This is a genomic window from Flavobacterium erigeronis (genome assembly GCF_054075165.1).
In genome coordinates, this window is sequence record NZ_JBSKGP010000005.1 from 275,106 (window position 1) to 289,742 (window position 14,637).

13 protein-coding genes are annotated in these 14,637 nt (G+C 34.1%); 4 read left to right on the top strand and 9 right to left on the bottom strand.

Annotation, left to right across the window (positions count from 1 at the left end; all coding sequences use genetic code 11):
* The first annotated feature begins 96 nt into the window (after positions 1-96).
* The 4 genes from era to ACWA1F_RS12160 all read left to right on the top strand — a co-directional run bounded on the left by era (position 97) and on the right by ACWA1F_RS12160 (position 6,133).
* On the top strand, positions 97-978 hold the full coding sequence (gene era, locus ACWA1F_RS12145; RefSeq protein WP_456893958.1) for a GTPase Era: 882 nt from the start codon (positions 97-99) through the stop codon (positions 976-978).
* Between the two features lie 63 nt (positions 979-1,041).
* Positions 1,042-1,635 (top strand): CHAP domain-containing protein, encoded by a 594-nt coding sequence (locus tag ACWA1F_RS12150; protein WP_456893959.1) that lies wholly within the window; start codon positions 1,042-1,044, stop codon positions 1,633-1,635.
* A gap of 273 nt (positions 1,636-1,908) precedes the next feature.
* The gene (der, locus tag ACWA1F_RS12155) at positions 1,909-3,222 is read left to right on the top strand and encodes a ribosome biogenesis GTPase Der (RefSeq protein WP_306158481.1); all 1,314 of its coding nucleotides are present in this window, start codon (positions 1,909-1,911) and stop codon (positions 3,220-3,222) included.
* Between the two features lie 157 nt (positions 3,223-3,379).
* A complete protein-coding gene (locus ACWA1F_RS12160) occupies positions 3,380-6,133 on the top strand; it encodes an outer membrane beta-barrel protein (RefSeq protein WP_456893960.1) in 2,754 nt (917 codons plus the stop codon).
* 178 nt (positions 6,134-6,311) lie between these two features.
* Here ACWA1F_RS12160 and ACWA1F_RS12165 read toward each other — a convergent pair whose 3' ends face one another.
* From ACWA1F_RS12165 to ACWA1F_RS12205, 9 genes are all read right to left on the bottom strand, one after another.
* On the bottom strand, positions 6,312-7,052 hold the full coding sequence (locus ACWA1F_RS12165; RefSeq protein ID WP_456893961.1) for a DUF2490 domain-containing protein: 741 nt from the start codon (positions 7,050-7,052) through the stop codon (positions 6,312-6,314).
* Between the two features lie 121 nt (positions 7,053-7,173).
* On the bottom strand, positions 7,174-7,728 hold the full coding sequence (locus ACWA1F_RS12170) for a hypothetical protein (RefSeq protein WP_456893962.1): 555 nt from the start codon (positions 7,726-7,728) through the stop codon (positions 7,174-7,176).
* Between the two features lie 168 nt (positions 7,729-7,896).
* A complete protein-coding gene (locus ACWA1F_RS12175) occupies positions 7,897-10,443 on the bottom strand; it encodes a TonB-dependent receptor (protein WP_456893963.1) in 2,547 nt (848 codons plus the stop codon).
* Between the two features lie 247 nt (positions 10,444-10,690).
* The gene (locus ACWA1F_RS12180) at positions 10,691-11,104 is read right to left on the bottom strand and encodes an RrF2 family transcriptional regulator (RefSeq protein WP_125722517.1); all 414 of its coding nucleotides are present in this window, start codon (positions 11,102-11,104) and stop codon (positions 10,691-10,693) included.
* Between the two features lie 109 nt (positions 11,105-11,213).
* Positions 11,214-12,056, bottom strand: a complete 843-nt coding sequence (locus ACWA1F_RS12185; RefSeq protein WP_456893964.1) for a TPM domain-containing protein — start codon at positions 12,054-12,056, stop codon at positions 11,214-11,216.
* A 3-nt stretch (positions 12,057-12,059) separates the two neighbouring features.
* Positions 12,060-12,497: a TPM domain-containing protein gene (locus ACWA1F_RS12190; protein WP_456893965.1), complete on the bottom strand. Its 438-nt coding sequence runs from the start codon at positions 12,495-12,497 to the stop codon at positions 12,060-12,062.
* 58 nt (positions 12,498-12,555) lie between these two features.
* Entirely contained in the window at positions 12,556-13,146 is a 591-nt protein-coding gene (locus ACWA1F_RS12195) for a LemA family protein (RefSeq protein WP_456893966.1), read from the bottom strand.
* A 33-nt stretch (positions 13,147-13,179) separates the two neighbouring features.
* Positions 13,180-13,512, bottom strand: coding sequence for a MerR family transcriptional regulator (locus tag ACWA1F_RS12200; RefSeq protein WP_125722513.1), 333 nt, complete (start codon positions 13,510-13,512; stop codon positions 13,180-13,182).
* Positions 13,513-13,559: 47 nt separating this feature from the next.
* Positions 13,560-14,537: a peptidoglycan DD-metalloendopeptidase family protein gene (locus tag ACWA1F_RS12205; RefSeq protein ID WP_456893967.1), complete on the bottom strand. Its 978-nt coding sequence runs from the start codon at positions 14,535-14,537 to the stop codon at positions 13,560-13,562.
* Positions 14,538-14,637 lie beyond the last annotated feature (100 nt).

Below are 14,637 nucleotides of genomic sequence, written 5' to 3' on the forward strand. Positions count from 1 at the left end.
GTCGTTTTTTGAGAATTCCAACGAAAATATTAAAAAATGTTTTATTTTCTGTATTAACTTGATATGACTACCTTTGCAAAATAAATTTCACATAAAATGTCACACAAAGCAGGTTTCGTAAATATCATCGGAAATCCAAATGTTGGAAAATCAACATTGATGAACGCTTTCGTTGGAGAACGATTGTCGATCATTACATCAAAAGCACAAACTACACGTCATAGAATTTTAGGAATCGTAAACGGAGAAGACTTTCAGTTGGTTTTGTCGGATACTCCTGGAATCATTAAACCTGCTTACGAAATGCAGGAATCGATGATGAATTTCGTGAAATCGGCTTTTGAAGATGCTGACATTTTAATCTACATGGTCGAAATAGGAGAGCAGGACTTAAAAGACGAAGCTTTCTTTAATAAAATTATCTACGCAAAGATTCCGGTTTTATTGCTTTTAAATAAAATTGATAATTCAAACCAAGAACAATTAGAAGAGCAAGTTTCTTTTTGGAAAGAGAAAGTGCCAAATGCAGAAATTTTTCCAATTTCGGCTTTGCAGAATTTCAACGTTCCAGAAGTTTTTGGAAGAATTATCGAATTACTTCCTGAGTCTCCAGCTTATTATCCTAAAGATCAATTAACAGACAAGCCAGAACGTTTCTTTGTTAATGAAACCATTCGTGAGAAAATCTTATTGAACTACAGTAAAGAGATTCCGTACGCGGTAGAAATTGTTACAGAAGAATTTCATGAAGACGAAAAAATTATCAGAATCCGTTCTGTGATTATGGTCGAGCGCGATACTCAAAAAGGAATTATTATCGGACATAAAGGTGCTGCTTTGAAGAAAGTGGGAACAGACGCTCGTGCTGATTTGGAGAAATTCTTCGGAAAACAAATTCACATCGAACTTTATGTAAAAGTGAACAAAAATTGGAGAAGTAATGCTAATATGCTGAAACGTTTCGGTTATAATCAATAATTTTTGTTTAACCGTTTAATTGTTTATTCGTTAAACGAAAATGATTTTTGAAAATGAGACTCTATGAAAATTAAAAAGATTACAATTTTAATAATTACGATTTTAGCTTTAGTTTATGCAGGAATGACAATTATTAAAAAAGTTAATCTCAATAATGATTACAAAATAGGGCAGGCACTTGACAGTTTACAAGGTGTAAAAGTTTATTATAATGGCGGTGTTGATAATGTTGAGGGAAGAAACGTTACAAAAGACAATTATAATTTAGGTCTGAAATACCAATGTGTAGAGTTTGTAAAAAGGTATTATTATGAGCATTATAATCATAAAATGCCAGATGCTTACGGTCACGCAAAAGATTTTTTTGATTCTAAAATTAAAGACGGCAGCTTAAACGGCAATCGAAATTTAATTCAATATACAAATCCAAGTACGTCAAAACCAGAAACAGGAGATTTGGTTATTTTTTCTAGTTCGCTGTTAAACAGGTTTGGTCATGTGGCCATAATTTCGAAAGTTTCAGAAAATGAAATTGAAATCATTCAGCAGAATCCAGGACCTTTCAGCGGTTCAAGAGAAGTTTTTGGTTTGAAAATTCAAGAAGGAAATTATAAAATCGAGAGTGACAGAATTTTAGGGTGGTTGAGAAAAAAATAGAAACAAAATGTTCTTGAAACCTTAAAGCCCTAGCCCTGATAGAAGTGGAAATCCTTTTTTATTGTTTTTTTACAATAAAAAAGATTGAAACGGATAGCAGGAAATAGCTCCTAAAAAAATAAAAAACTCAGGTACTTAGAAACTTGCTAGCTTAGCATCTTTTTTTAACTACCTTTGCAAAAAATTTCAAATAAGCATTTTAGATGGTAAGAGACAGAATTTCAAGGAAATTGAAATCTGAAATCGGAAGTCTAAAATCTAAAATTCAAAAAAATGAATAATAACATTGTTGCGATAGTAGGAAGACCTAACGTGGGGAAATCGACCCTGTTTAATAGGCTGATACAAAGAAGAGAAGCTATTGTAGATTCTGTATCTGGGGTTACCCGTGATAGAAACTATGGTAAAAGCGAGTGGAACGGAAAAGAGTTTTCTGTCATTGATACAGGTGGATACGTTCGAGGGTCTGATGACATTTTCGAAGGTGAAATTCGTAAACAGGTAGAGCTTGCTATTGACGAAGCCGATGTTATTATTTTTGTGGTTGATGTTGAAGAAGGAATTACGCCAATGGATGAAACCGTTGCAAAATTGCTTCGTAAAGTAACAAAACCAGTTTTATTGGCCGTTAATAAGGTTGACAACGCAATGCGTGAGAAAGATGCGGTAGAGTTTTATAACCTTGGTTTAGGTGATTATTATACGTTTGCCAGTATTTCTGGAAGCGGAACTGGAGATTTATTAGATGCTTTAATCGAATCTTTTCCGGTAAAGCCAGAACCAGTTCAGCCAGAAGTTGTTCTGCCACGTTTTGCTGTAGTTGGTCGTCCAAATGCTGGTAAATCTAGCTTTATCAATGCATTAATTGGTCAAGATCGTTTTATGGTAACTGATATTGCAGGAACGACTCGTGATGCAATTGATACTAAATTTGACCGTTTTGGTTTCGAATTTAATTTGGTTGATACTGCGGGAATTCGCCGTAAAGCAAAAGTAAAAGAAGATTTAGAGTTTTACTCGGTAATGCGTTCTGTACGCGCAATCGAACACGCTGATATTTGTATTTTGGTAATTGATGCAACACGCGGATTTGAAGGCCAGGATCAGAGTATTTTCTGGTTGGCTGAGAAGAATAGAAAAGGTGTTGTAATCTTGGTAAATAAATGGGATTTGGTGGAAAAAGATACCATGTCGACAAGAGATTACGAAGAGAAAATCAAAAAAGAATTAATGCCATTTACAGATGTGCCAATTCTTTTCGTTTCGGCTTTAACGAAACAACGTTTGTTAAAAGCTTTGGAAGCTACGGTTCAAGTTTTCGAAAATAGAAAACAAAGAATTTCGACTTCAAAATTCAACGAATATATGTTGAAGGTAATTGAAGCATATCCGCCACCAGCTACAAAAGGGAAATATGTAAAAATTAAATATTGCATGCAATTGCCAACTCAAACGCCTCAGTTTGTATTTTTTGCTAATTTACCTCAGTATGTTAAAGAGCCTTATAAGCGATACCTTGAGAATAAAATTCGTGAGAAATGGGATTTTGCAGGAGTTCCAATCGATATTTACATAAGAGAAAAATAAAGAAAAGAGTCCCCTAGAGTAGGGGACTTTTTTATGTTTTGTGTCTAGATAATTACAAGATCAATTTTTTATTGGCATTATATTTGAATAAATGTAAAAAATACAATTAAACCTTTTGCATTTTTTTAAGTCTTACTGATCTAACTAACCTAATTTTATGACCAAGATTTATTCATTTCTATTGTTTTTAGCCTTTGTTTATTCGGCAAATGCACAAAACAATATTGTCGTTAAAGGAACTGTAGTAGATATTAATTCGCAGCTTCCGCTTGAACTCGCAACCGTTTATTTTACCACTGTAAAAGATTCTACAATTATTGAATATTCTACAACAGATAAAAACGGGAATTTTATTATCAATACTAAAAAGTATGATAAACCAGTTTTCTTAAAAGTAAATTATACTGGATATCAAGCGTATTACGAAGAGCAAAAAAATCTTACTGAAAGTAAAGATTTTGGTAAATTGTATATGCTTGAAAACGCAAATGTCTTAAATGAAGTAGTAATTAAGAGCGAAGCACCGCCAATTACGATTAAAAAAGACACTTTAGAATTTAACGCTGGCTCTTACAAAGTGCGTCCAGATGCCAATGTGGAGACATTGCTGAAACAGCTTCCAGGATTTGACGTAGATAATACAGGAAAAATTACGGTAAATGGGCGAGAAGTCAATCAGGTTTTAGTAAATGGAAAAGCATTTTTTGATAAAGATGGCGCTATTGCCATAAAGAATCTTCCTGCCGATATTATTAAAAAAGTTCAGGTTTCTGATTTTAAAACCAAAAAAGAAGAGCTTTCCAAACAAGAATCGACTTCAGATTATTCGAGTATAAATATTACCATTGACGAAAAGAAAAATAAAGGATATTTCGGAAAAGTCCTTGGCGGATATGGTTCGGACGAACGTTACGAAAGCAGTTTGATGATGAACTTCTTTAAAAACAAACAAAAAATTAGTGTTTTGGCTTCTTCAAATAATATCAACTCAACCGGATTTTCTATGGATGACGTTTTTGATAATATGGGCGGCGGGCGAAATGCAAGAGGAGGCAGTCAAGGCGCTAGCAGTGGAGGAAAAGGAATTACGCAGTCGACTTTGGCTGGAATTAATTATTCCGATGATTGGACAGAAGATTTGGAGTTTATGAGCAGTTATAACTTTACAAATTCGGTGACTAAAAACGACAGTAAATCCAATCAGTTGAGTTTGTTGCCTACAGGAAATATTTTGACCGAAGCAGATTCTAAAACTAGAAATGAAAATACTGGAAATAAAGCCAATTTTGAATTAGAGTATAAAATCAATCCTACGATGCAGATTGTTGTGGCTCCAAAATTGAATTTGTCTGAATCGAACAGTAATTCTTCGTCTTCATCTTTTTCTGAAAATGAGAATGGAGAAGCATTGAACGAAAGTACAGCGACATCGCATACAGAAAGTTCAAATACGAGTTTTGCCAATAGCATTAATTTCAATAAAACTTTCGAAAAGAAATCTCGAAATTTAAGTGTTGTTTTTAATAACAATAACACGAAAAATGATTCGAACGGAATTAATATTTCGGAGACTATTTTTTATCAGGATTCAAAACCCAATGACGAAAGAAACCAGAATGCAAAAAACACCTCAAAAAGTGATGCTTACTCGCTTGACTTAGAATATACGGAGCCTATTACAGATTCGCTCAGAGTGCGTTTTGGAACCGATTTTGACTGGCAAAGTTCGATGAACGATCAAAAGACATTCAATTTTGACGATGCATCTCAGGAATATTCAGATTTAAATTTATCGCTGACCAATTATACAACATCCAAACAAAATTCGATTACGCCAAAAGTTGGTATTAGCTGGCAGAAAAGCAAATTTTCGCTTAATGTAAACTCAAGAACCTCAATCGTAGAGTTTGATAACCATTCTTTTTACTTAAATCAAGCTACAGATTTAAATAAAAGATATATGCTTCCATACGGAACGGCGCAGCTTCGATACAAATTTAATCGTTCTAAAAACTTAACGTTTAAATACGATTATTCTAATGCGCTTCCGTCAGCAACTCAATTAATGCCAGTTGCAGATTTGAACAATCCGCTGAATAGTGTAATTGGTAATCCAGATTTGAATCTGATTGAGAAAAATACGGCGGGAATTGATTTTAAAAATTTTGATTTTAGAACACGTTCCGGCTATAGTTTATTTCTTAAAGGAGATTATTACAATAATGATATCGTTTCGACTTCGATTTATGATGACAGCGGAAAAAGAAATACTACTTATGTAAATATTTCAGGAACGTATTCGGCTTCGGTTGGTGGAAACTGGAATCAGCAGATTAAAAAAGATGCGCATACCATTAGATACGGTTTGCGTTTAAGCGGTAACTACAATTTTGATAAAGGATTTACAAATGCTGTTTTGTATTATGCCAAATCGGTTGTAATTACGCCTAGTGTTTATGCTTCGTACGATTATGGAGAAGTGCTTTCGATCGCACCGTCTTATAGTTTATCGTACAACGAAACGCGATACGAAAACTTTTCAAGAGATGCGACTTCAAACGTAATTCATAGAATTAATATGCAGACGACTTCTTACTGGCCAGCCAATTTAATCTTCGGAAATGATTTTGGATATACTTATAATTCGAATATTTCAGACGATTTCAAAAAGGATTTTTTCCTTTGGAACACCAGTTTGTCTTACGGATTTTTAGATAAAAAATTATACGCAAAAGTGAAAGTGTACGATGTTTTAAACCAGAATCAAAGCGCAACAAGAACAATTTCGCCAACTTCTATTAGAGACGAAGAAAACACCGTTTTAAAAAGATATGTGATGTTTTCTCTAGCTTATAAAATTGGAAACTTTGCTGAAAGCAAAAAAGGAGGAAAAAGACAAAGGGGATCGTAGTTTTTTTGAGGGGCTAAGGAGCTGAGATTCTGAGCTTCTAAGTGACAAAGAAACAAAGAAACAAAGAAACAAAGAGACAAAGGGACAAAGAGACAAAGAGACAAAGGGAATAATAAAAAAACCGAAAATCAAAAATTTGATTTTCGGTTTTTTTATTAGAAAATCTAAAATCTAAAATCTAAAATTTTCGATTGATCCTATGATAAACCGTAAATCGAATAATATCCCGATCGTAAAAATCTACTCCGCTGGCGCGTCTTTGAAAGTTTTTTAAATAGCCCAATTCTAAACCAATATTTGGATTAAAATGATAACGCAAAGCAAAATAAATACGATTTTGGTCAAACGTATTTCTGCGATTGTCTTTTCCGAAATTGAATAAAACTTCGTCAGAAATAGTTCCTTTTATACTTCGTTTTTCCTTTTCCCAAAGTGTAAACATAGATTGTAAACGATATCTAAATCTGTAGGCAAATGAAAATTCATCCAGCAATCCATTTTTATCTGCTTTTTGAATGAACCGTTCTTCTAGCTGAAAACGGTTATGAAAAGTGATTTTGGCAATATCATTAATCAAAGTAATATCTTGCTGCGCTCTATATTCGGGTACAGAGTAATCAGGATCAACATTTGGATTTTGTGTATTGACATTAAAATAAGCAAATCCAGCGCCTAAATCGATCATTTTATTTGCTCTAAAGCGAGCTTGAGAACGAATGACAAAAAGATTTTCGTGAACAGGATTTACAAAGCTTCGATTGTCAAATTCAGAATGAATAGCCCATTTTTCGCTTAACGGAAAAATATTATAGTATCGAATCCAGGTTAAAGTCTGCTGGTCAATTTTTCTTTGGTTTTGTCCGCTTAAAAGCTGACTCGTCAAGATTATAACAAAAAATATTCGCTGATACTTTTTCAATACTATAAATTCAGGCTGCGAATATATATAAAACAGAATATACGAATTGAATTTAGGTTTGTTTTTTAAGATGCTTTTTGTTTGATTTTGTGATAGTTTTATTCTTTGAAAATTATTTGACTTAAATCGAAGCATCTTCAAAACCATAAAGCGGGTCTTTATTCTTATTGAGGTTTAAAAATAATTCTAATTGCGGAATGATTTCCAATTGCAAAAAACGAACTTCCGGATTGTTTCCATGACCGCTTTTTATTACAGAAGTAAAACGGAAGTTTTTGTTTGAGTTTCCATTTTTTATAGTCAACTGATAATAAAAAGAATTTGATTTCGATTTTGATGAAATGGCTAAAATACTGCTGAGATTGCAGATTTTCTTTTTAGCTATGGGCGTAATCTTATAAAAAGAATCTACTTTTTTGTCAAATATGATAGTGGTTTTGTTTCGAATTAAAAACAAATAAAGACTATTCGAAACTAAAAGAAAAATAACAATAAAAGCAGTATATAAACCGATTGTAGAATGAGTAAACTCCAATAGTAGAATGCCGCTAACTAAAACTAAAATTCCTAAAATGGAATTTATAATGCTGTTCGATTTGCTGTACCAATAAGGATCAAATGAAATCTCATTTTCTGAAATAGTAAAATTGTAGTAAGTCTGTATTGTAGCGTTCAAATTATTGAAAATTTAAAAAGAACATTAAATTTCAATATTTTAAAAATCAAAAAAAGACTCTGGAAGTTTTTAAAATGACAGTTTAAGGTTTGTTTAAACAATAAATAAAAAAAAACGAGATGCATCTTAAAAATACATCTCGTTTTAATACTAAAACTAACTAACCGCTTATAGAGAATACTTCAATGTAACTCCATAAGTTCTTTGATCACCAATAACTCCAGCATATTGTCCTGAGTTACCACCTGCAGGCAATAATTGCTCGTAGTAATCTTTATTTAAAAGGTTACGTCCCCAAAACTGAACAGATAAACCTTGCGAAGCACGGAAACCTAAACGGGCATTAAAGATTGCATAACCTTGTACAACTAAATATTTTGAAGCTGAAGGACTTGACGAAAATTCAGAACGTGCATAGCCGTCAGCAGCGAAGTAAATTTTTCCAGCATTTCCAAAGAATCTCGCATTGTCAGAAAGCTCACCTCCAAGAGAACCTGCCCATCTTGAAGCTCCTGGCAATTCAGTTCCAGAAACATCTTTAAAGGCAACTGGTGCTCCAGTTTCTTCTAACGGAAGCGGCGCGTTTGTAAATTTTACGTATTTACCATCTGTGTAAGTTGCAGCTCCATTAATTGTTAAATGTGAATTGATAACAAAGCTAGCATCCAATTCTGCACCTCTTACGCGAACTTTGTCTGCATTAGCAAGATAACCGCGGTTTACACCCAACTCAGCTGCCTGAACGTTGGTTTGAAAATCTTTGATATCGGTATTAAAGAACGTCAAGTTGAAAATTGAGTTTTTAAACGGAGACGTTTTTACTCCAATTTCATAATGGTTTACTTTTTCAGGCTTAACCACTGCAAGTTCAGTCAACGGCTGTCCAGCTGCATTTGTTGGAAGTCCAGCTACGTTAACTCCAACTGGTTTGTAACTTTTAGCATAAGTAGCATAAGCATTGATTTTGTCTGATGCTTTGTAAGTAAGCGTTAAGTTTCCAGAAAAGTCTGTGTTATCTGTATCAGAATCAAACGCCTGATCGGAGTAAACTGATTTTTTTAAAGCCAATAAGGCTGGATCTGTAGTCTGAAGACCTCCGTACGTTTTACGAGAATAGCTTGCATCTTTTTTATCAAAATTATATCTCAAACCCGGTAAAATATGGAATCTCTCTGTAACAGCCCAATCAATCTGTCCGAATACAGCAGCACTAGAAGCTCTAATTCTCGCATCCGTTTTAATTCCGTAACCTTCAAAAAGACCTGGAGTTTTCCATAACGGACTTGTTGAGCTTTGAGAGAATCTCCATTGTGCATTTCCAGATTCTTCTGTACCGTCTGTCTGAGAAGTTTGATCGATAAAAAATACTCCGGCAACACCGCTAATTTTTGAAGTTAACTGACCAGCATAACGAACTTCTTGTGTAATCTGAGTTTGTCTTGTTGGGTTTTGAGATTTAGCTAAAACCTGCAATCCTGTAAAGTCCCTGTCGTTTGACGGATCCCAGTTCCAGAAACGCCAAGCCGTTGTAGAAGTCAATGTTCCGCCGCCAATTTTCGTGTCAATATTTAACGAAACTCCTCCTAAATCCTGTCCAGAACGCCAAGGTGTATCATGATCTATTTTACGGTCAAAAGCATTTAAACTTGGCAATTGATAATTTAGGTCGGCAATAATAGCGTTAAACTGACGGTATGCAGCCCTTTGAGTAGGGGCAACACCAGCAACAACCTGCGCATATCCGTCAGGACGCTGTGTTGTAAGATCTCCTGCAAAAATAATATTTGTATTTTCGGTAGGAGTCCATAAGAGTTGTCCTCTAAAACCTTGATTATTCAAAGTGTTGGTTGGTCTTCCTGTAGCAACGTTATCAATTAAACCGTCACGCTGAGTTCCAGAAAAAGATAAACGACCAGCTACTTTTTTTCCTAATGCTCCAGTAATAGAAGCTTTAGCCTGCAAAAAGGCATAATTTCCATAACTTACTTCAAAATCGGCACCCGATGTAAAACTTGGTTTGCGAGAAGTAATATTAAAAGCCCCAGAAGTAGTATTTTTTCCAAATAAAGAACCTTGTGGTCCGCGTAAAACCTCGATTTGTTCAACATCGATAAAATCTAAAGTTGTCGCTGCTGGACGTGCATAATAAACACCATCAACATAAAAACCAACTCCAGGATCGATACCATCATTTGTAAGTCCGAATGGAGAACCTAAACTTCTAATGTTGATTCCAGTATTTCTTGGGTTAGAAGAATACAATTGAACAGAAGGAACCAATTCTTTTATACGGTTTACGTTAAACGCTCCCGCCTGTTCTGCTTGTTTTCCTGTTACAACAGAAACGGCAATTGGCACGTCCTGTACTTTTTCGATTCTTCTTCTTGAAGAAACTACAACTTCTACCAATTGGTTTTCTTCACGTAAAGTTACCAACAGAGGAGAAGCAGGAATTGCTGTAATTTCAAGTTCGTTGGTTTTGTATCCAATATATTGAACTAAAAGCGTAATAGGCAATTTCCCTTGAGATTCTATCGAAAAACGTCCTTCTGAATCTGTAATTGTGCTAAATGTTGTTCCTTTAATTACCACATTGGCTGCTTCTAAAGGAATATTTTGATCTGTAGTTACAACTCCTTCAATTTTTTGTGCGAATGAGATTGAGAACGTTAAAACTGCAAGTATTGTAAATATATTTTTTATAGATGTTTTCATTTTTATATTAAGTATATATGATTAGTAGAATTTAGAATTAAATTTTTTTTACCAGCACATACACATCATAAATGAAGCAGTATTCACAGTTGTGAATTTGTTATTATAGTTTTGCAAAAGATTTTTTCCACCTGATTTACTAGAAGGTACTTTCATGAGTTAAAATTTTGTAAATGATTAGTTAATTATTTTTGGCAAATATATATAATTAATTCTATCGATTTACTAGGATTTAAAAAATATTTTTTTATTTCTTCACTAATGAAGCAATTGTGATACCTTCCATAGCCTTCAAAGTTTTATCTCTAATAAGCATTAAACCGTGGCGTAGACTGCATTCGTCCTCGGTTTTGCAATCAGAGCAAGGCTCGTAAAAATTTAGAGAAGCGCATGGCAAAAGTGCAATTGCACCGTCAAATAATCGGTGAATTTCTGCCAAAGTAATGTCATTTTTAGATTTTATCAGGTAGTATCCGCCAAATTTTCCCTGCTTACTGCTCACAAAACGACCGCGTTTCAGATCTAATAAAATCTGTTCCAAAAACTTTTTAGGAATATTAGCGCCATCCGCAATTTCTACTGTTCTAGAAATGTGATTTTCGTCTTGTTCTGCTAAATAAAGTAAGGCCTTAAGGGCATATTTTGCTTTATGTGATAACATCTATTTTTTAATTATGAATTATAAATTATGAATTAAATTTTGAACTTAAAATATCTTCAAAGATAACTTGAAACTTTAAACAAAACTTAAAACATGAAACAAAATTTAATTACCAGCCTCCGCTAGATCCACCGCCAGAGAAACCTCCACCGCCAAATCCGCCACCGAAGCCACCTCCGCCGCCGAAACCGCCTCCAGAAGATCCGCCACCGAAGCCTCCAAATCCACCGCCTCCGCCGCTTCTTCCAAGATTACTTAGAATAATAACGTCAAGCAGGCTAGGGCCACCGCCGCCATTGTTGCCAGAATTTCCTCCACCGCCTCGTTTATTTCGAGAAAGTAGAATTAAAACAATTACAACAATTACGATAAAAGGAAGAATAGGAAAGTCTTGTCCCTTATTGGTTGTTTTGCGTTCGCCTTTGTATTTTCCTTTGAAAACATCAATTATTGCATCGGTTCCTTTATCAAGACCGTTGTAAAAACTTCCCGCTTTGAATTCTGGGATGATAATATTTCTAATAATTTCTCCACCAATTCCTGCAGTCAATCGATCTTCTAAACCGTAACCAGGATTTATAGCGATTTTACGTTCTTTTTTTGCAAGTAAAATGACAACACCGTTATCATCTTTTTTCGTTCCTCCAATTCCCCATTTTTGTCCCCAATTTGTTGCTAGCTGATTAACGTTTTCGTTTTCAAGGCTTTCAATTGTAATAACAACAATTTGAGTTGTTGTTGTGTCTGAATAGCGTATAAGCTTTTCTTCTAATTGAGTTTTTTCTGATGCACTCAAAACATTTGCATAATCATATACAGACGTTTGCTTGCTTGGAATTTCTGGAATCTTAAATTGAGCGAAAATACTATTGAAAGTAAAAAAGGCAATTAGTAAAAAGGATAGTTGAAAAATTCCTTTAGAATTTGAGATTTTAATATTGGAAATTTTCATTATTTATCCTTTTGAGATTTCGTTAGATAATTCGTTTACATCACCTTCCTGAGAAGGAAAATATTTTTTAAGCTGTGTTCCGGCATTTAAGATACCGTCAACAATTCCTTGTTTAAAGTTACCAGCTTTGAAGTGGTTGGTCATAATGTCTTTGGTACAATCCCAAAAATCATTGGCTACCAAATCATTAATTCCTTTGTCTCCACAAATTACAAAGTTTTTGTCATCAACTGCAAAATAAAGCAATACGCCATTTTTTAGTTTCGTTTCGTCCATTCGCAATTCATGAAAAACTTCTAAAGCCCTGTCAAAATGGACTTTAGAAGTTGTTTTTTCTATATGAACTCTAATTTCGCCAGAAGTATTATTTTCGGCCATGCGAATAGCTTCAACAATTTCTTGCTCTTCTTCTTTGGTTAAAAAATCTTCTACTTTTGACATGAAAATGATTTTAGAGTTTAGATTGTAGATTTTTGGATTATGTTCTAAAAAAATATTTTTAGAATTTTACTTCAACTGGTTTGTCAGCTCCAGTAGACGCCTCAAAGTATGGTTTTTCTTTAAGTCCATACATTCCAGCCAAGATATTTCTTGGGAAAGTATTAATATTATTGTTGTAAGGTTTAACAGCTTCGTTAAAACGAGTTCTTGCTGTTAAAATCTGGTTTTCTGTACTAGCCAATTCATCTTGTAGTTTCATAAAACTTGCATCTGCCTTAAGATTTGGATATTGTTCAACACTTACCAATAATTTTGATAATGATGAAGAAACTCCTGATTGTGCGGAATTGAATGCTGCTAATTGCTCTGGAGTAACATTTGACGGATCTATTGTAATTCCAGTTGCCTTAGCACGAGCTTCAATTACGGCTGTTAAAGTGCTTTGTTCGTGTTGAGCATATCCCTTTACAGTACTTACTAAATTAGGAATAAGATCATTTCTTCTTTGATAAGCAGTGTTAACATTCCCCCAGCTTTCTTTTACGTCTTGATCAAGTGTTACTGCGGTATTGTAGATACCGCTTGCCCAGCTATACAATCCAATAACGATTACAGCTATAACTCCAAAAATTATTAATCCTTTCTTCATATTTGTTTAATTTAGGTTTATTTCAATTTTTAATTACAATTCGTTTTTGATGTCGTTCAGTTGCGTTTTTATCGACTCTAATTTACGTATTATTTCGAATTTATCTAACGTTTTTTTCTGACCTTCTTTTAAGTGTATTTTCGCACCATCCAACGTAAATCCTCTTTCTTTTACTAAGTGATAGATTAATTGAAGATTGGTAATATCTTCTGGTGTGAACATTCTATTTCCCTTTGCATTTTTCTTAGGTTTCAGAATATCAAATTCGCTGTCCCAAAATCGTATCAAAGAAGCATTGACATTAAAAGCTTTGGCAACTTCGCCAATACTGTAATATCTTTTGTCTTTAGAAAGTTCAATATGCATGGTTCGTTTTTTTCTATTTTATTTCAAAAATAGTATTTTTTGTACTATTAATCTAATGATTGGTTTTCTTGGTTTGCCATTTGTGAAATTGCCACATATTCTACAGCCGAAATATTTCCGTAATAAAAATTTAGCGGATTTACCACTTTTCCATCTTTGTGCACTTCATAATGACAATGCGGACCTTCAGATCTTCCTGTACTTCCGACATAACCAATAACATCGCCGCGTTTTACCCGCTGTCCCGGACGACAGTTGTATTTGCTTAAATGCGCATATAAACTTTCATATCCAAAACCGTGCCTGATCACAACATGATTTCCGTATCCAGAAGCAGTGTTGTCTGCTCTTTCTACAACGCCATCTCCTGTAGCATAGATTGGAGCGCCTGTATTGGCAGTAAAATCCATTCCGTTATGCATTTTTCGCACTTTCGTGAAAGGGTCAATGCGGTATCCAAAACCTGACGCGACACGTTTTAAATTTTCATTTCGAACAGGCTGAATGGCAGGAATTGCCAATAATAAGTTTTCTTTAGCTCCAGCTAATTTTAAAATTTCATCCAAAGATTTGGACTGAATGGCCAATTGCTTCGAAAGCTTATCAATTCTTTTTGTGGTATTTAGAACCAATTGCGAGTTATTATATCCTTCTAAAATTTTATATCGGTCAGAGTTTTTAAAACCTGCTTTTCGAATAGAATCTGGAATTTCGGCTTTGTTAAAATAAATGCGGTAAATATTATTGTCACGTTCTTCTAAAGCATCTGCAGCTGCATCAATTTCGTCTAATTTTTTATTCAAAATAGCATATTGCAGTTTTAAATTTTCAATCTCTCGGGCCTGCAAACGATCTTTGGGAGTTTCGAAATAAGGAGTGTTTATTAAAAGGACAAAAACTAAAAAGCCAAATAGTGCCGAAGCGACTAAAAACAGGAATGCGTAACCAATTTTTATTCTTTTTCTGGTTTTTATTTTCGTATAAGCCAGATTTTCTGAGTCGTAATAATATTTTACTTTCGCCATATTTTAAAATACGCTATTTTTGCAGCTTGTAAAATAACTTAGACGAACAATATTACGAAATGTTGCAGTCATTTAAGCTTTTTACAAGAAGATAGGTTAA